18 protein-coding genes are annotated in these 15602 nt (G+C 73.6%); 9 read left to right on the plus strand and 9 right to left on the minus strand.

The window, feature by feature from the left end:
* Positions 1 to 11 precede the first annotated feature (11 nt).
* Both FHS34_RS19400 and FHS34_RS19405 read right to left on the minus strand, forming a co-directional pair.
* A complete protein-coding gene (locus tag FHS34_RS19400) occupies positions 12 to 668 on the minus strand; it encodes an HAD family hydrolase (protein ID WP_184967015.1) in 657 nt (218 codons plus the stop codon).
* A gap of 51 nt (positions 669 to 719) precedes the next feature.
* Positions 720 to 1763, minus strand: a complete 1044-nt coding sequence (locus FHS34_RS19405) for a PHP domain-containing protein (protein ID WP_184967017.1) — start codon at positions 1761 to 1763, stop codon at positions 720 to 722.
* 164 nt (positions 1764 to 1927) lie between these two features.
* On the opposite strand from FHS34_RS19405, the gene FHS34_RS19410 reads away from it, so the two are divergent.
* From FHS34_RS19410 to FHS34_RS19420, 3 genes are read left to right on the plus strand one after another with little or no spacing between them, the layout of a single operon-like run.
* A complete protein-coding gene (locus FHS34_RS19410) occupies positions 1928 to 2716 on the plus strand; it encodes an SDR family oxidoreductase (RefSeq protein ID WP_184967019.1) in 789 nt (262 codons plus the stop codon).
* 7 nt (positions 2717 to 2723) lie between these two features.
* Positions 2724 to 3749: a DNA topoisomerase IB gene (locus tag FHS34_RS19415; RefSeq protein WP_184967223.1), complete on the plus strand. Its 1026-nt coding sequence runs from the start codon at positions 2724 to 2726 to the stop codon at positions 3747 to 3749.
* 35 nt (positions 3750 to 3784) lie between these two features.
* A complete protein-coding gene (locus FHS34_RS19420) occupies positions 3785 to 4030 on the plus strand; it encodes a hypothetical protein (protein WP_184967021.1) in 246 nt (81 codons plus the stop codon).
* Between the two features lie 21 nt (positions 4031 to 4051).
* Here FHS34_RS19420 and FHS34_RS19425 read toward each other — a convergent pair whose 3' ends face one another.
* Both FHS34_RS19425 and FHS34_RS19430 read right to left on the minus strand, forming a co-directional pair.
* On the minus strand, positions 4052 to 5284 hold the full coding sequence (locus FHS34_RS19425) for an RICIN domain-containing protein (RefSeq protein ID WP_184967023.1): 1233 nt from the start codon (positions 5282 to 5284) through the stop codon (positions 4052 to 4054).
* 93 nt (positions 5285 to 5377) lie between these two features.
* Complete coding sequence (locus FHS34_RS19430) at positions 5378 to 6061, minus strand: VanZ family protein (protein ID WP_184967025.1); 684 nt, start codon at positions 6059 to 6061, stop codon at positions 5378 to 5380.
* A gap of 236 nt (positions 6062 to 6297) precedes the next feature.
* On the opposite strand from FHS34_RS19430, the gene FHS34_RS19435 reads away from it, so the two are divergent.
* Genes FHS34_RS19435 through FHS34_RS19460 form a run of 6 tightly spaced genes read left to right on the plus strand, consistent with a single transcriptional unit; the run spans position 6298 to position 10047 of the window.
* Complete coding sequence (locus FHS34_RS19435; protein ID WP_184967027.1) at positions 6298 to 6492, plus strand: hypothetical protein; 195 nt, start codon at positions 6298 to 6300, stop codon at positions 6490 to 6492.
* Positions 6489 to 6941, plus strand: coding sequence for an MrpF/PhaF family protein (locus tag FHS34_RS19440; protein ID WP_184967029.1), 453 nt, complete (start codon positions 6489 to 6491; stop codon positions 6939 to 6941). The genes FHS34_RS19435 and FHS34_RS19440 overlap by 4 nt, the downstream gene beginning before the upstream one ends.
* Complete coding sequence (locus tag FHS34_RS19445) at positions 6934 to 7194, plus strand: Na(+)/H(+) antiporter subunit B (protein WP_184967031.1); 261 nt, start codon at positions 6934 to 6936, stop codon at positions 7192 to 7194. Before FHS34_RS19440 ends, FHS34_RS19445 begins: the two co-directional genes overlap by 8 nt.
* Positions 7191 to 7928: an MnhB domain-containing protein gene (locus tag FHS34_RS19450; RefSeq protein ID WP_184967033.1), complete on the plus strand. Its 738-nt coding sequence runs from the start codon at positions 7191 to 7193 to the stop codon at positions 7926 to 7928. The genes FHS34_RS19445 and FHS34_RS19450 overlap by 4 nt, the downstream gene beginning before the upstream one ends.
* Positions 7929 to 7936: 8 nt before the next feature.
* Positions 7937 to 8284 (plus strand): sodium:proton antiporter, encoded by a 348-nt coding sequence (locus tag FHS34_RS19455; protein ID WP_184967225.1) that lies wholly within the window; start codon positions 7937 to 7939, stop codon positions 8282 to 8284.
* Entirely contained in the window at positions 8284 to 10047 is a 1764-nt protein-coding gene (locus FHS34_RS19460; protein ID WP_184967035.1) for a complex I subunit 5 family protein, read from the plus strand. The genes FHS34_RS19455 and FHS34_RS19460 overlap by 1 nt, the downstream gene beginning before the upstream one ends.
* Here the strand turns inward: FHS34_RS19460 and FHS34_RS19465 are convergent, their stop codons facing one another.
* The 5 genes from FHS34_RS19465 to FHS34_RS19485 form a co-directional block, all read right to left on the minus strand.
* A complete protein-coding gene (locus FHS34_RS19465; protein WP_184967037.1) occupies positions 10048 to 10704 on the minus strand; it encodes a DUF4230 domain-containing protein in 657 nt (218 codons plus the stop codon).
* Between the two features lie 122 nt (positions 10705 to 10826).
* Positions 10827 to 11207 carry an anti-sigma factor antagonist gene (locus FHS34_RS19470; protein WP_184967039.1) on the minus strand — a complete coding sequence of 127 codons (381 nt, stop codon included), beginning with the start codon at positions 11205 to 11207 and terminating at the stop codon, positions 10827 to 10829.
* A gap of 130 nt (positions 11208 to 11337) precedes the next feature.
* Positions 11338 to 12288 (minus strand): NADP-dependent oxidoreductase, encoded by a 951-nt coding sequence (locus tag FHS34_RS19475; protein ID WP_184967041.1) that lies wholly within the window; start codon positions 12286 to 12288, stop codon positions 11338 to 11340.
* Positions 12289 to 12438: 150 nt separating this feature from the next.
* Complete coding sequence (locus tag FHS34_RS19480; protein ID WP_184967044.1) at positions 12439 to 14064, minus strand: amidohydrolase; 1626 nt, start codon at positions 14062 to 14064, stop codon at positions 12439 to 12441.
* 18 nt (positions 14065 to 14082) lie between these two features.
* Complete coding sequence (locus FHS34_RS19485) at positions 14083 to 15585, minus strand: APC family permease (RefSeq protein WP_184967046.1); 1503 nt, start codon at positions 15583 to 15585, stop codon at positions 14083 to 14085.
* Positions 15586 to 15602 lie beyond the last annotated feature (17 nt).

Raw genomic sequence — 15602 nt, forward strand, 5'->3', positions numbered from 1 at the left:
TCGGCGGCCGCTCACGCCAGCGGGCTCCCCGCCAGCCGCGCCAGCAGGTCGGCGGGGTCGGCATAGACCGTCTCCGCGCCGGCTTCCTCCAGATCGGCCCGGGGGATCCCGCCGCACAGCACGCCCACACAGCGCACCCCCGCCTTGCTGCCCGCCTGCATGTCCCACACGGTGTCCCCGACGAACACCGCCCGTGAGGCCGGCACGCCGGCCAGCTCCAGCGCGTGTTCCACGGGCTCGGGGGCCGGCTTGCCCTCCTGCACGTCGTCGGCGCTGGCGGTGTCCGCGATCGCGTCGTCCGCGTCGATCGCCCGGCGCAGCGCGCCCAGTTCGGCGCCGCTCGCCGAGGTGGCGAGGACCACCGTCCAGCCGTCCCCGTGCAGCCGGCGCAGCAGCTCCCCGGCGCCCGGCAGGGCGGGGAGCCGGTCGAAGTACTGGCCGTACAGCGCCTTGTGCGCGGCGCTCAGCTCGTCGTCCCCGTCCGGGTCGCGGCCGTCGCCCAGCAGATGGGCGATCAGGTCCGTGGAGCCGAGGCCGACGGCCCGGTGCACGGCGTGCATGGGCACTTGGTGCCCGGCCTGGCGGAACGCCTCCCACCAGGTGACGACGTGCAGGTGATTGGTGTCGACGAGGGTTCCGTCGACATCGAAGACGGCGGCTCGTTCCATGCGGGGTCCCTTCCTCGCTCTCGCTCGTGCCCGGGTACCACGCAGGGCGGGTCAGGAACCCGCCGCCCGCGCCGGCATCCGGCCCTCGCGGGTCCAGGCCAGCAGTTCCCTGGCCGACCAGGTGGTCACCACCCGCTCCGGCGGCACCCCGCACTCCTCGGCCCGCGCGCAGCCGAGGATCTGCCAGTCCAGCTGGCCGGGCGCGTGCGCGTCGGTGTCCACCGAGAACAGCGTCCCCGCCTCGACCGCCCGGCGCAGCAGCCGGCGCGGCGGGTCCAGCCGCTCCGGACGGCTGTTGATCTCCACGGCCGTCCCCGACTCGGCGCACGCGGCGAACACCTCGTCCGCGTCGAACTGCGACTCGGGCCGCCCCCGGCCCGTCACCAGGCGCCCGGTGCAGTGGCCGAGGACGTCCGCGTGCGGATTGCGCACGGCGGCCACCATCCGGCGGGTCATGGACCGGGCGTCCATCCGCAGCTTGGAGTGCACCGACACCACGACCACGTCCAGCCGCTGGAGCAGCTCCGGTTCCTGGTCGAGCGAGCCGTCCTCCAGGATGTCGCACTCGATTCCGGTGAGCAGCCGGAACGGCGCCCACCGCGTGTTCAGGTCGGCCACCACCGCCAGCTGTTCGCACAGCCGCTCGGCGGACAGCCCCCTGGCCACGGTCAGCCGTGGCGAGTGGTCCGTGAGCACGGTCCACTCGTGCCCCAGCCCGGCCGCCGCCCGCCCCATCTCCTCGATCGGGCTTCCGCCGTCGGACCAGTCCGAGTGCGTGTGGCAGTCCCCGCGGATCAGCGCCCGCAGGCCGGCACCGGCCACGTCCGGGCCGAGCGGGGCGTCCGCCTCCCCCTCCAGCTTGCGCAGATAGCCGGGCACCTCACCCGCCAGCGCCTCCAGCGCCACCTGCGCGGTCTTCGGCCCGACCCCCTTCAGCGACTCCAGTGTCCCCGCCGCCGCCCGCTCGGCGACCTCGCCCTCGGGCAGCGCGGCGAGCACCCGGGCGGCGGTCCGGAACGCCTTCACCCGGTAGGTGGGCGCGAGGGCTCGCTCCAGCAGGAAGGCGATCCGCTCCAGCGCGGCGACAGGTTCCATGGAACCAAGGTTCACATCCGGCGCCCGGAAGGGGCGCGGGGAACCGCGCGAGGAGCCACCGGTCACCCGCGGTCCGCGACGCGCCGCCCCCCTCACGGCCGGACCCGTTTGCCCCACCCCGCCCCCGGGTACTGCGAGGCCCACACTCACGGGAGGAGCCGGTCATGCCGAGCGCAGCGATCGTCACGGGCGCGGACAGCGGCATCGGCCGCGCCACCGCCGTCCGGCTGGCCGAGGCGGGCCTGGACGTCGGCATCACCTGGCACTCCGACGAGAAGGGCGCCGAGCGGACGGCCGAGGAGGTCCGCGCGCACGGCCGCCGGGCCGCCGTGGCGCGGCTGGACCTCACCCGGCTGCCCGGGGCCGCCGACACCGTGGACGCCCTGTGCGAGGAGCTGGGCCGGATCGACGTCCTGGTCAACAACGCCGGTACGGGCACCATGACCCCCTTCCTCGACCTCACCCTGACGGATGTGCGCCGGGTCCTGGACGTCGACCTCGTCGGCCCCTTCCTGCTCGGGCAGCGGGCCGCGCGGCGCATGATCCGGCAGGGCGACGGCGGCCGGATCGTCAACGTCACCTCCGTGCACGAGCACCAGCCCCGGGTCGGCGCGGCCCCGTACTGCGCGGCCAAGGGCGGGCTCGGGCTGCTCACCCAGGTGATGGCCCTGGAGCTGGCCGAGCACGGCATCACGGTGAACGCGGTCGCGCCCGGCGAGATCGCCACCCCGATGACCGGCCAGGAGGACACCGACGTGCACTCCGAGCGCCGCCCCGGCGTGCCGCTCGGCCGGCCCGGGGACGCCCGCGAGGTCGCCGCGGTGATCGCGTTCCTCGCGAGCCCCGACGCCTCCTACGTCACCGGCGCCTCCTGGAGCGTCGACGGCGGCATGCTGCGCATGGGCCCGCAGGCCGGGTCCCATCTGACCGGTGACGACTGGCGCCGGCCCTGAGGCCACGATGCGACTGCGGACCAGCGACCGCGACCGCCCCGGCTACGGACGTGTCCGCAGCGGCCGGGGCTTCCGTTACACCGACGCCACCGGCGGCCGCCTCACCGACCCCCAGCAGGTCGCCCGCATCCGCGCCCTGACCATCCCGCCCGCCTGGCGCGACGTGTGGATCTGCCCCTGGCCCAACGGTCACCTCCAGGCCGTCGGCACCGACGCCGCCGGGCGTCGCCAGTACCTGTACCACGAACGGTTCCGGGCCGAGCAGGAGCAGGCCAAGCACGAGCACGTACGACAGATCGCGCGGGCCCTGCCCGAGCTGCGCGACCAGGTGGCCATGGACCTGGCCGGACGCGGGCTGAGCCGGGACCGGGTCACCGCCTGCGCGGTACGCCTGCTCGACCTCGGCTTCTTCCGCGTCGGCAGCGACCGGCACACCCGCACCAGCGAGACCTACGGCCTGACGACCATGCTCCGCGAGCACGTCAGCTGCGGCCGCGGCGAGCTCACGTTCAGCTTCCCCGCCAAGGGGGGCGTCGAGACGGTGCGCGCCCTCGTCGACGACCAGGTGCGGACCGTCACCCACGCCCTGCTGCGCCGCCCGCGCGGCGGGGACCGCTTCCTCGCCTTCCACGAGCGCGGCGCATGGCACGACCTGCACAGCGACGACCTCAACGAGACCCTGCGCCGGCTGTCCGGCACCGATGTCACCGCCAAGGACTTCCGCACCTGGCATGCCACCGTGCTGGCCGCCGTGGCGGTCGCCGTGGTCACGCCCGGCGCCCGCGCCACCGACGCCGCCCGGCGGCGGCAGACCGCCCGGGCCGTCCGCGAGGTCAGCCACTACCTGGGCAACACGCCCGCGGTGTGCCGGGCGTCGTACATCGATCCGAAGGTGTTCGAGCTGTTCGAGCAGGGCGTGACCATCACCCCCGTGCTCACCCGGCTGGGCGAACACGGGGACTTCGGCCGTCCGGCCACGCAGGGGGCCGTGGAGGCCGCCGTGCTCGATCTTCTGGACGGCTCCGGTGGATGACCCGTCGGCGCGGGTTGCGTTCTACCCTCGATGACATGACCGAACAAGCAGCTCCGCACATCTCCCGCCCGCGGGTCCTGGTCCTCGGTGTGTGCCCGGGCAAGCCGGGTGAGCCGCCGTTCCGGATCATGGAGATCGACGGTCAGGTGGTCGGTGAGGCCAGGACCGTCACCGACGTCCTGGAGGCGGCCGCCTCCTACGGCATCACCATTCACGATCTCGACGACCCGGACGTGGTCCGCTTCGTGGGCGGCGACAAGTACACCTGGACGGTGCACTGATCGGTGCACCGGGCGGACGGCTCAGCCGACGGTCCACTTCTGGTTGGCCCCGCCCGTGCAGGTCCAGATCTGCAGCCGCGTCCCGTTGGCCGAGCTGTTCCCGGTGACGTCGAGGCACTTGTTCGCCTGCGGGTTCACGATGTCGTGCGCCCCCGTGACGGTCCACTTCTGGTTGGGGCCGCCGGTGCAGTCCCACAGCTGGACGGCCGACCCGTCCGCCGTGCCGTTGGCCGTGACGTCCAGGCATTTGCCGAGCGCCCGCAGGGTGCCGTCCGAGCCGACGGTCCAGGCCTGCGCCCCCGTGCCGTTGCAGTCGTAGAGCTGGACCGGGGTGCCGTTCGCGGAGTTCGCGCCGGCCACGTCCACGCACTTGCCCGCGAGCCCCCGGACCGGCACCCCGGCCGCGCTGTCGCTCGTCGTCACCGACACCGAGTCCACGACCAGCTGCTGCGGGAGCTGGGTGGAGCCGTCCGGGTCGCCGGGCCAGTAGCCGCCGACCGCGAGGTTCAGGATCAGGAAGAACGGCTTGTTGAACACCCAGGTCTTCCCGCCCAGGTCGGCGGGGGTGCGCCGCTGGTAGACGTTCCCGTCCACCGACCAGGTGATGGAATCGGGTGCCCAGTCGACGGCGAAGGTGTGAAAGGCGTCCGCGAAGGCCTGGCCGTTCGGCAGGGTGTAGCCGGCGCCTATGCCGCCCGAGCCGGAGTAACCGGGCCCGTGGACGGTGCCGTGCACGGTCGAGGGCTCGAAGCCGACGTTCTCCATCACGTCGATCTCGCCCGAGTCCGGCCAGTTGACCGGGGTGCCCAGCATCCAGAACGCCGGCCACATGCCCTGCCCGCGCGGGATCTTCATGCGCGCCTCGACATGGCCGTACTGGGCGTTGAACTTCCCGGCGGTGTTCAGCCGGGCCGAGGTGTACTGGCAGCTTCCGTACCAGCACTGGTAGCCGGCCGGGTTCTCCTTGCGGGCCGTGATCACCAGATGGCCCTGGCCGTCCAGGGCCGCGTTCTTCGTGCCCGAGGTGTAGTACTGCCGCTCGTGGTTGTTGACGTTGTCGCCGGTCTCCAGCGTCCACTTCGAGCCGTTGACGGCCGAGCCCGCGGGCCCGTCGAAGGAGTCGGAGAAGGTGGTGACGGCCGCCGCCGCGGGGGCGGCGGCCTGGGCCCGCGCCGGGCCGACGGCGACGGATCCGACCAGCGCGGCCGACAGGGCGGCCAGGAGACATCTGCGGAGCAGGCGGGGGGAGGCCATGGCTCTCCGTTCCGGTGGGGGGTGTGACGCCTCTTGATTTAAGGAGTGAGATAAGAGGCAGTCAATACCTTGGTCCGGACCTGATGCTGACGATCACTCCGCCGCGGGCTGTCGCACGCGCCGGTGCACCCCGCGCCCGAGCCGTCGCCCCAGCAGCAGCCAACCCAGCAGCGCCCCACCGGTGTTGAGGATGACGTCGTCGATGTCGAAGGCCCGCCCGGTGACCAGCGCGCCCTGCGCCAGCTCCACCATCAGCATCACCAGCGCCGTGAGGGCCAGCACCCGAAGCACCCCTCGGGCGCGCGGGGCGAGCACCGGGACCAGCACCCCGAACGGCACGCCGAGCAGCACGTTCCCGCCGATCTGCTTGACCGTGTCCCGGAACTGCCCCTGCTGCAGGTAGGCGTTCAGCGAGCGGCCGGGGTGCAGGTTGCTGTGCGTCAGGGGCACGGAGGCCGGGGACGGTTGCAGCGTGAGGCGGGCCAGGACCACGGCGAACGCCACCATGCAGGCGAAGGCGACGAGCATCGCCAGCAGCCGGACCGGCAGGGGGAGCGCGTGCCGTCCGGCCGGGGAGCCGGGCTGCGCCGCCGGCTCCCGGGAGCGGCGCGACAGCGCCGGCAGACGGCGGCGGGCCGGGGCCGGATCCGTCCGCCGCCGGTTGCGGGAGCGGCGCAGCACTGCGGGCAGGCGCGGGGCGGAACGGGCCGGTTCGGCCGGCTCCCGCTTCCCGGGGATGCGCAGAGCCGCGGGCAGACGCGGCAGGGTCCGGGCCATTCGGTCCTCCTCAACTTCGGCAGGTGATATGGCGGTTACCCGGCATCGGATGCGGGATGCCAGTCCTCCCGGGGCGCCGGACGCACACCCGGGTTTCCGTTCACGCCTCCGGGGCACTCCGGGTGCGGACCCGCGTGCCGCCGCTCCCGCCCGGGGCGGGCGGTGCTTGGATGCCCCCAGCGGCACTCGGGACAGATCGCCGCGAAACCGTGTGCAACGGACCGAGGAGGTGCCGCATGACCCGCCGTACGGCCCCCCGCGCGGTCCTCCTCGCCACCGGTGAACTCCTGGCCTGGTGGGCCGCGCTGGCCCTGCTGTGGCTGGTGCTGATCACGTCCGTCGACACCCTGGAACGGATCGTCGGAGCGAGCTGCGCCGCCCTGGGCGCGATCCTGGCCCGGCTCGGCCGGCGGGCGGTGACCTGGCGGTGAACGGCTGGATCCTCGCGGCGACCGTCGCACTGGGCGGGGGAGGGGCGGCGGCACTGTGGGGCGTGACCACCGGCCCGCCGGCCCGCCGGGTGATCGCCCAGAACCTGACCACCTCCGCCTTCTGCCCGGCCCTGCTGCTCCTGGCCCAGGGCTACGGCCGCCCGGCCTACGTCGACCTCGCCCTGCTGCTGGCCCTGCTCGGCCCGGTCGGCACCCTCGTCTTCGCCCGCCTGCTCTCCGACGACCTGTCAGCGCAGGACGCCAGCGCCTGGGGCCTGACCTGGACGGCGGCCGTGCTGGGCGCGGCGGCCGTGGTCGCGCTGTGCGTGGCCGTCGGGCCGGGCCGGGCGATGGTGAAGCTGCTGGTGATCGGCGTTCTGCTGATCGGCGGCAACGTGATCGCCTCACGCGCGCTGGCGGGCGGGTTCCGGGGGGTGCGGGGTGGCTGACGCGCTGATCGTCGTCGTCCTGCTGCTGGTGGCCGCCTCCGCCACCGCGGCCGTGGCCCAGCGCGACCCCGCCCGCCAGGCGCTGGTGCTGTCCTTCCTCGGCACCCTGCTGGCCGCGCTGTTCACCGTGCTCCAGGCCCCGGACGTGGGCCTGTCCCAACTGGCCGTCGGCTCCGCGCTGACCCCGCTGCTGATCATGCTGTGCGTGCGCAAGATCAGACGCCGCGGGCGGTCGAAGGAGGACGCGCGGTGAACCGGCTGCGGCTGTGGCTGCTGGCCGTGGGCGGCGCGGGGCTGGCCGCCCTGCTCGTCGCCGCCTGTCTCGACCTGCCCGGCTTCGGCGGCCGGCACCACCCCTACGGCGACCGGGCCGTCCAGGCCTCCCTCGCCCGGCACACCGCCAACACCATCTCCTCCGTCAACTTCGACCAGCGCGCCTACGACACCCTCGGCGAGATGAGCATCCTGTTCGCCGCCGTCCTCGGCTGCGTGGTGCTGCTGCGCCAGGCCCGCGACGAGCACCGGGCCCCGCCCGAACCCGCCGAGGTGGCCCGCCCGGTCCGCCGCTACGCCCTGCTCGTGCTGCCCGTCGCCCTGGTCACCGGCCTGTACGTGGTCGCACACGGCCAGCTGAGCCCCGGCGGCGGTTTCCAGGGCGGGGTCGTCGCCGCCACCGCCCTGCACCTGCTCTACCTCGGCGCCGACTACGGCGCGCTGGAACGCGTGCGCCCGCTCGGCGTCTACGAGACCTCCGACGCGGTCGCCGTCTGCGCCTACCTCGTACTGGGCCTCGCGTCGGTCCTGGCCGGCACCGCCTTCCTGGCCAACACTCTGCTGCCGTACGGCACCTTCAACACCCTGTCCTCCGGCGGCGCCGTCCCCCTGCTGAACGCGGCCGTCGGCATGGAGGTGGCGAGCGCGGTCGTCGTCCTGCTCGCCCACTTCCTCGACCAGGCCGTCGAGATCGAGGAGGAACACGGGAGTTGAGTACCGTGATGCACGTCCTGCCCTACCTGGTCGCCGCCTACGTCTTCCTGACCGGCTGCTACGGACTCGCCACCAGCCGGAACCTCGTCCACGCCGTCGGCTGTCTCGCGGTCTGCCAGTGCGCCACCTACGTCCTGCTGCTGGCCGTCGGCTACCGCGACGGCGCCACCGCGCCCGTCTTCTCCGACATCGCGCCCGGCTCCCGCCCGGTGGTCGACCCGGTCGTGCAGGCCCTCACCCTCACCGACATCGTCGTCGGCGCCACCGTCACCGCGCTGCTGCTCGCCCTCGTCCTGCAGATCGCCAAACGGCACGGCACGGTCGACCCCGACGAACTGCGGGAGCTGCGCGGCTGATGCACCACCTGATCCCGTTGCTCGTCGCGGTCCCGCTGCTCGGCGCCGCCCTGCTGGTGGCCACGGGCCGCTTCCTGCCGCGGATCGCCGCCGAGATCACCGGCGTCGTGGTCTCCGGCGGCACGGCCGCGCTGGCCGTCGTGCTGCTGCTGAACTCCGAGCCGCCCATGGTCGAGTGGGTCGGCGGCTGGCTGCCCGTCGGCGGCGAGAGTGTCGGCATCCTCGTCGTCGGCGACGGCCCGGCGCTCGGCATGGCCACCCTGGTCTCGCTGCTGACCCTGTCGGCCCTCGCCTACTCCTGGCGCTACTTCGACGAGCCCCCGACCGGCCACACCGGCGCGTTCACCGCGCTGATGCTGGTCTTCCAGGGCGCCATGTGCGGATTCGCCATCGCCGGGGACCTGTTCAACGCGTTCGTGTTCTTCGAGCTGATGAGCGTGGTGGCGTACGCCCTGACCGGCTACCGCATCGACGAGGCGAAGGCCGTCCAGGGCGCCCTGACCTTCGGCGTCGTCAACTCCCTCGGCGCGTACGCCATGCTGATGGGCATCGCCCTGCTGTACGCCCGCACCGGCGAGCTGGCCATGACGAAGATCGGACGCGGGCTCGACGCCACCGGGCACAGCGGGCCGGACGCGCTGGTCCTCGCCTCGTTCGTGCTCGTGCTCACCGGACTGCTGGTCAAGGCCGCGGCCGTGCCCTTCCACTTCTGGCTCCCGGACGCGCACGCCGTCGCCCCCACCCCGGTGTGCATGCTGCTGTCCGGCGTCATGGTCGAACTCGGCGCGTACGGCGTCTGGCGGGTGTACGGCACCGTCTTCGCCGGCCCCGGCGGCATCCCCGCCGCCGACCTGACCCGGGCCCTGGTGACGCTCGGCACCCTCACCGCCGCCGTCGGTGCCGTCATGTGCTGGTACCAGCGGCACATCAAACGGCTCCTCGCCTACTCCACCGTCGCCCACACCGGCCTGTTCCTCGTCGGGCTCGGTGTTCTCACCCCCGAGGGCGACGACGGCGTCGCCCTGTACATCATCGGGCACGCCGGAGTGAAGGCCGCGCTGTTCGCCTGCGCGGGCGTCCTGCTGGACCGGTTCGGCAGCGTCGACGAGCACGCGCTGCACGGCCGGGCACGCCGACTGCGGGCCACCGCAGTGATGTTCGCCGTGGGCGCCCTCGGCCTGGCCGGTCTGCCGCCGTTCGGCACGGCGCTCGGCAAGGCCGTCACCGAGGAGGCGGTCGGGGGTCCGCTCACCGTGGTGTTCGTGGCCGCCTCCGCGATCACCGCGGGCGCGGTCCTGCGGGTGACCGCCCGGGTGTTCCTGGGCCTCGGGCCGCGCCCCGAGGACGCGGAGTACGAGACCAGCGGCTCCGACGAGGAACCCGAGACGTCCGGCCTGCTGAGCCGCATCCCGGACACCATGACGACCGTGCCCGCCGTGCTGCTCGCCGCCGCCCTCGCCGTCGGGGTGGTACCCGGTTTCGGCGACCTGGTGGCCGCCTCCGTCAACGAGGCCGGCTCGGGCGGCGCCCATGTCTCCGTGCACTGGACCCTGCACGGCGTCCTGCTGGGCGTGGCCTCCACGGTGCTGGCCGTGGCACTCGCCGGTCTCGCCGTCACCCGCCCGGCCTGGGTGTCCGCCCCGGGCTGGGCCGCGCCCCTCAGGCGCCTGCAGTCCGGGCACGTGGGCGACTACGTGGCCTGGCTGCTGATGGGCGCGACCGTGCTGGGGGCGCTGGCCCTGCCGGGGGTGCTGGGCTCCTGATCAGCCCGCGGTGCCGTAGGTGACGCGCACCTCCCGGAAGCCGAGGGAGCGCAGCAGCCCCTGGAGCATGCCGGTGGTGTTGCTCTCGGCGCGGGCGGTCAGCCCGCTGCTCCTCGCGGCCTCGCCGATGTGCCGGACGGCGAGCTTCTGCACGGCCTGCTCGCTGTTGGGGTTGTCCGAGAACAGGTCACCGAGCCGGTCCAGCAGCCCGCGCTGCTTGGACACGGCGTAGGAGTGGTCGGGGTCCAGGGCCGGCCTGCCGAGCCGTGCGTGCGGCAGGCGGAGGGTGGCGGACGTGCGGTCGCCGTCGACCGTCACGTCCTTCTCGCCGATCTGCCCGAGGTCGACGTAGGCGTCCACGGTGCCCGCGCCGACGTACAGGGTGCGGGTGCCGCGGATGGCGTCGGGCAGGAACTTCGCGTCCTTGTCCAGGTCCACGACGACCTGGAAGGTGCCCGAGGCCGCGTCGTAACGGCTCATGTCCTGGATGGACTTCAGGAGAGCGGGTCCGGAGCGGTCGTGGGTCTCGGTGCCGAACAGGTCCTTGATGCCCGGCAGCACGGCCAGCCGGATCCCGGCGAACAGCACGGCGAGCACCAGTACGAGCGCCGCCACGGCCTTGGCCCAGCCCGGCAGGCGCCTCACGGAAGTCGTCATCGCGACGGTCCTCCTTCCTGCTGACCGGATTCCCGCCAAAGTCCGTGACAGGCCTATGAGTTGACCGGATCGGACCTATGGCGTCCGCGCTCGCCGCCCGCGGCCGGCCCGGGGCCGGGACCTCACAGCGAGCCGGACGCGGCCTCGGAGCGGGCCAGGGCCGCGTCCAGGCTCGGCTGCGGCGGCAGCAGCCGGGCCAGTCCGGTGACCCGGAAGACCCGCAGGGTCAGCGGCTGCGTGCACACGAGGTGCAGCTGCCCGCCGCGCTCCAGCACCCGGACGCGGGCCCGGTACAGCAGCCGCAGCCCCGAGCAGTCGAAGAACTCCGCCGGCCGCAGGTCGATCACGACCCGGGCGCCGGTCCGGCCGGTGGCCTGGTCGAGATACGGGCCGATCTCCGTGGCCGCGACGATGTCGATCTCGCCCCGGAACTCCAGCACCGTGTGCCCGCGGTAGGCGTACATGCCCAGCTGCCGGGTGAGAGGTACGGGTTCGTGTCGCACCTCGGCCCCACCTCCCACCCGCACCCCGACGTCGGTTCCCGATCGTCAAGTTACCCTCGATGGAAGGAATTTGAGCATGTTCGATTGACATATGTCTTCGAGTTTCGCGCGTGTTCTCGGTACGTGTCGCTCAGCCGGCCAACAGGACCAGCTTGCCCGTCGTCCGGCCGGTGTCGCCCAGCTCGTGCGCCTTCGCGGCCTCCGCCAGCGGGAACGTGCCGGCGATCGTCGCCTTCAGCCCGCCCGACTCCGCCAGTTCCGCGATCGCCCGCATGCCGGCGCGGTCGGCGTCCACCAGCATCCGCACCGCCCGTACACCCAGCCGTTCGGCCTCCTCGGGGAAGTCCGCCGGCCCCACGGGCAGGATCGACACCACGACACCGCCCGGCCGCAGCATCCGCAGGGACCGTACCGAGGTCTCGCCGCCGAGCGTGTCCAGGACGACGTCGACGTCCCGCACCGCCTCCGTGACGTCGGTGGAGCGGTAGTCGACCGGCTCGTCGACACCGATCTCCCGGAGGAAGCCGTGCTTGCCCTCGCTCGCCGTACCGATCACGTACGCCCCGCGCGCCTTGGCGATCTGCACGGCCACATGGCCGACCCCGCCGGCCGCCGCGTGGATCAGCACCCGCTGCCCCGGCCGGACGTCCGCGTGCTCGGTCAGCGCCTGCCAGGCGGTCAGGGACACCAGCGGCAGCGCGCCCGCCTGGGTGTGGTCGAGCGCGGCCGGCTTGTGCGTCAGGGCACGGACCGGGGCGATCACGTACTCGGCGTGCGAGCCGTGGCCGTAGGGGTAGGGCAGCATGCCGAAGACCTCGTCACCGGGCCGGAAGGCGGCCACGCCGACACCGGTCGCGGCGACCTCGCCCGAGACGTCCCAGCCGAGGACGAACGGGGGCTCGCCCAGGAACCCGCCGGTCGCCCGGTGCTTCCAGTCGGTGGGGTTCACCCCGGCCGCCCGCACCCGGACCAGCACCTGGTTGGGCCCCGGCTCCGGCCGGGGCACCCGGACCTCCCGCAGCACCTCGGGACCGCCCAGGACGTCCTGGCTGATGGCTCGCATCGTGTTCTCATCGCTCATGGCACCCAGACTGCCCGCCCGGTGGCCGCCGGAGGCCGGCGACCTGCCGGTGCGCCGGCCGAACGTTCCGGACCGCCCCGGCCGCGACCGGCCGCCACCGCTACGTGCCGGCGGCCGTCGCGGACCCCTCGCACGTCCACCGGGACGGCGTCACCCGGCGGTGTACACGCACTCACCCCCCACATAGGTGAGCGCCACGGCCGTGCCGGCGATCGCCTCCGGCCCGTCGGCGAACGGATCGCGGTCCAGGACCACCAGGTCGGCGAGCGCGCCGACGGCCACCCGGCCGCTGTCGTCGAGGTGGTTCACGTACGCCGACCCGGCCGTGTACGCCGTCAGCGCCTCCGCCAGACCCAGCCGCTCGCCGGGCAGGAACACCGGCCCGGCGCCGCCCGGCTCCACCCGGTTGACCGCGACATGGATCCCCTGCAGCGGATCGGGGCTGCTCACCGGCCAGTCGCTGCCCGCCGCGAGCCGCGCCCCGGAGCGCAGCAGCGATCCGAACGGATACTGCCGGGCCGCCCGCTCGGGACCGAGGAACGGGATCGTCAGCTCGTCCATCTGCGGCTCGTGCGCCGCCCACAGCGGCTGGATGTTCGCGGTGGCACCGAGCCGGGCGAAGCGGGGCACGTCGTCGGGGTGCACGACCTGGAGGTGTGCCAGGTGCGGCCGGGTGTCGCTCGGCCCGTTGGCCGCCCGGGCCGCCTCGACCGCGTCCAGCGCGTCCCGCACGGCCCGGTCGCCCAGCGCGTGGAAGTGGCACTGGAAGCCGAGCGCGTCCAACTCGGTGACATGACGGGGAAGCTGCTCCGGATCGATGAAGCTCTTGCCCCGGTTGGCCGTGGCGCACCCGCACCGGTCCAGATACGGGTCGAGCAGCGCCGCCGTGTGGTTCTCCGCGACACCGTCCAGCATCAGCTTCACCGTGCCCGCCCTGAACCGGCCCCGGCTCAGCGCCTCCCGCCTCGCCACGAGTTCGGGAATCTGCTCGGCCCCGCGCTCCCGGTCCCACCACAGGGCACCCACCACCCGGGCGGTCAGCGAACCCTCCGCGGCCGCGCTGAGGTACGCCTGCGCCGGGTCGTCCATCCCCAGGAAGTCACCGACCAGGGCGTCCTGCCAGGCGGTGATGCCCAGCGCGTGCAGATGCCGCTGGGCGTGCAGCAGCGCGGCCAGCCGGTCGGCGGGACCGGCGGGCGGGGTGAGCCGGCCGACCAGTTGCATCGCGCCCTCCTGGAGCGTGCCGCTCGGCTCGCCGGAGGCGTCGCGCTCGATCCGCCCGTCGGCCGGGTCGGGGGTGCTCCGGCCGATCCCGGCCAGCTCCAGCGCCCGGCTGTTGACCCAGGCACCGTGGTGGTCCCGGTTGGGCAGATACACCGGCCGGTCCGGGACGACGGCGTCCAGCAGCTCCTTCGACGGCGTACCGCCCGCGAACGCCTCCATGGACCAGCCGCCGCCGAGGATCCACTCCCGCTCCGGATGGGCGTCGGCGTAGGCGCGTACGGCGGCCACGGTCTCCTCGGCCGTCGTCCGTCCGGTCAGATCGCACTGGGACAGTTCGAGCCCGGCCGGCACCGGATGGACGTGCGCGTCCTGGAAGCCGGGCAGCAGCAGCCGGCCGGCCAGGTCCACCACCTCGGTGCGAGGCCCGGCGAGTTCGCGCACCTCCGCGTGTCCGACGGCGGTGATCCGGTCGCCGGTGACGGCCACGGCGGTGGCGGTACGGCCCTCGGGGGTGAGGACGGGGCCGCCGGTGAAGAGCAGGTCAGCGTGCATGGTGCCTTTCCTGACAGGTCAGTTGGAAGGGGTGAGGAGCTTCGGTGAGTCGGCGTCGGTGCCCGCGCCGGTGCGGAAGTAGGGCGACTTGCGCACCCACTTCGCCCAGCCGGCCACCACGAACCCGGACACGATCATCACAAGCGGCATGAGCAGCAGGAACCAGCCGTTGTCCGCGCTGAGCTCGAAGTGGTCGGCCGAGGTGTAGAAGGACCAGCCGAGGTAGCCGCCGAGGCCCAGCAGAGCCACGGCGGCGAGCGCGGGCAGCACCACCGCCCGCAGCGCCTGCCGCCGGTCCGTGCGCAGCAGCGAGCGGAAGCGCACGGCCGCCGCCAGCGCGGTGAGTGCGTAGGAGAGGGCGACGACGATCCCGACCGCGTTCACCGTCGCCATGATCATATCGGCGAGGCGGGGAATCACCAGGGCGAGCACCGCGACCGCCGTGGCCAGCACCCCGATCAGCAGCGTCCCGGCCGCCGGTGTCCCGTACCGGTCGCTGATCCTGGACCACACCGGACCGAGCGTGCGGTCCCGGCTCATCGCGAACGCCCCGCGAGCCGTCGGGATCACCCCGGCCTGCAGCGAGGCCACCGCCGAGAACATCAGCGCCACCAACGGCAGCGCGGCCAGCGGCTCGCCGGCCAGCCGGTCGCCGTAGTACGCGAGCCCCTGGGCGCCGTGCCCGGCCAGCTCCTCCTCGGACAGCACCCGCTGGAAGGCGACCGAGCCGAGCAGGAACAGCCCGAGCATCGTCACCAGCGTGATCAGTCCGGCCCGCGAGGCGTCCCGCGGATCGCGCACCTCCTCGGTGACGGTGAACGCGGCCTCGAAACCCCAGTAGCAGAACACCGACAGCAGCAGGCCCTGGGCCAGCGCGGTCGCCGACGGGATGGCGAACGGGTCGAACCAGGACAGGCTGAAGGAGCGGGGACCGGTGACGATGCCGTAACCGCAGAAGCCGAGCAGGACGACGTACTCGAAGACCAGCAGCCAGGTCTGCAGCCGGGCCGCGGTGCGCACCCCGGTCACGGCGGTCACGGTGACCGCGGCCAGCACCACCACGCCCAGCGCCGTCGTCTGCGCGGTGGAGTCCGGGTCGAGGCCGAGCGAGCCGATCCGGTGCAGGCCCGCCCGGCCGGCCAGCTGCAGCAGGGCCGAGCCGGTGACCGCCGTGGTGTAGGCGAGGAAGGCCACGCTCGCCACGATGTTCACCCAGCCGACCGTGAAGCCCAGCCAGGGGCTGAGCGAGCGGCCCACCCACACATAGCCGTTGCCCGCGTTCGGCTCCACCCGGTTCAGCCGGGAGTAGGCCCCGGCGATGCTCAGCACCGGCAGGAACGCCAGCAGCATGATCGCGGGCAGATGAGGGCCCACCACCCCGGCGGTCACCCCGAGCCCGATGCCGATGCTGGTGGTCGCCGCCGTACTGGAGGCGGCGACGGCGACGCCGTCCACCACGCCCAGGGACCTGCGCAGTCCGGGACGCGCGGGGTCGTCCCCTCCGATGGTTCCGTCGTTCATGGCCGGCTCTCCGCTCC

Origin of the sequence: Streptomyces echinatus (assembly GCF_014203595.1) — a bacterium.
In the GTDB taxonomy this organism is placed as follows: domain Bacteria; phylum Actinomycetota; class Actinomycetes; order Streptomycetales; family Streptomycetaceae; genus Streptomyces; species Streptomyces echinatus.

What these genes read in the sequence shown, in the direction of transcription:
- FHS34_RS19400 (WP_184967015.1), bottom strand. Translation starts at nt 668, where the DNA reads ATGGAACGAGCCGCCGTCTTCGATGTCGACGGAACCCTCGTCGACACC.
- FHS34_RS19405 (WP_184967017.1), bottom strand. Translation starts at nt 1,763, where the DNA reads ATGGAACCTGTCGCCGCGCTGGAGCGGATCGCCTTCCTGCTGGAGCGA.
- FHS34_RS19410 (WP_184967019.1), top strand. Translation starts at nt 1,928, where the DNA reads ATGCCGAGCGCAGCGATCGTCACGGGCGCGGACAGCGGCATCGGCCGC.
- FHS34_RS19415 (WP_184967223.1), top strand. Translation starts at nt 2,724, where the DNA reads ATGCGACTGCGGACCAGCGACCGCGACCGCCCCGGCTACGGACGTGTC.
- FHS34_RS19420 (WP_184967021.1), top strand. Translation starts at nt 3,785, where the DNA reads ATGACCGAACAAGCAGCTCCGCACATCTCCCGCCCGCGGGTCCTGGTC.
- FHS34_RS19425 (WP_184967023.1), bottom strand. Translation starts at nt 5,284, where the DNA reads ATGGCCTCCCCCCGCCTGCTCCGCAGATGTCTCCTGGCCGCCCTGTCG.
- FHS34_RS19430 (WP_184967025.1), bottom strand. Translation starts at nt 6,061, where the DNA reads ATGGCCCGGACCCTGCCGCGTCTGCCCGCGGCTCTGCGCATCCCCGGG.
- FHS34_RS19435 (WP_184967027.1), top strand. Translation starts at nt 6,298, where the DNA reads ATGACCCGCCGTACGGCCCCCCGCGCGGTCCTCCTCGCCACCGGTGAA.
- FHS34_RS19455 (WP_184967225.1), top strand. Translation starts at nt 7,937, where the DNA reads ATGCACGTCCTGCCCTACCTGGTCGCCGCCTACGTCTTCCTGACCGGC.
- FHS34_RS19460 (WP_184967035.1), top strand. Translation starts at nt 8,284, where the DNA reads ATGCACCACCTGATCCCGTTGCTCGTCGCGGTCCCGCTGCTCGGCGCC.
- FHS34_RS19465 (WP_184967037.1), bottom strand. Translation starts at nt 10,704, where the DNA reads ATGACGACTTCCGTGAGGCGCCTGCCGGGCTGGGCCAAGGCCGTGGCG.
- FHS34_RS19475 (WP_184967041.1), bottom strand. Translation starts at nt 12,288, where the DNA reads ATGAGCGATGAGAACACGATGCGAGCCATCAGCCAGGACGTCCTGGGC.
- FHS34_RS19480 (WP_184967044.1), bottom strand. Translation starts at nt 14,064, where the DNA reads ATGCACGCTGACCTGCTCTTCACCGGCGGCCCCGTCCTCACCCCCGAG.
- FHS34_RS19485 (WP_184967046.1), bottom strand. Translation starts at nt 15,585, where the DNA reads ATGAACGACGGAACCATCGGAGGGGACGACCCCGCGCGTCCCGGACTG.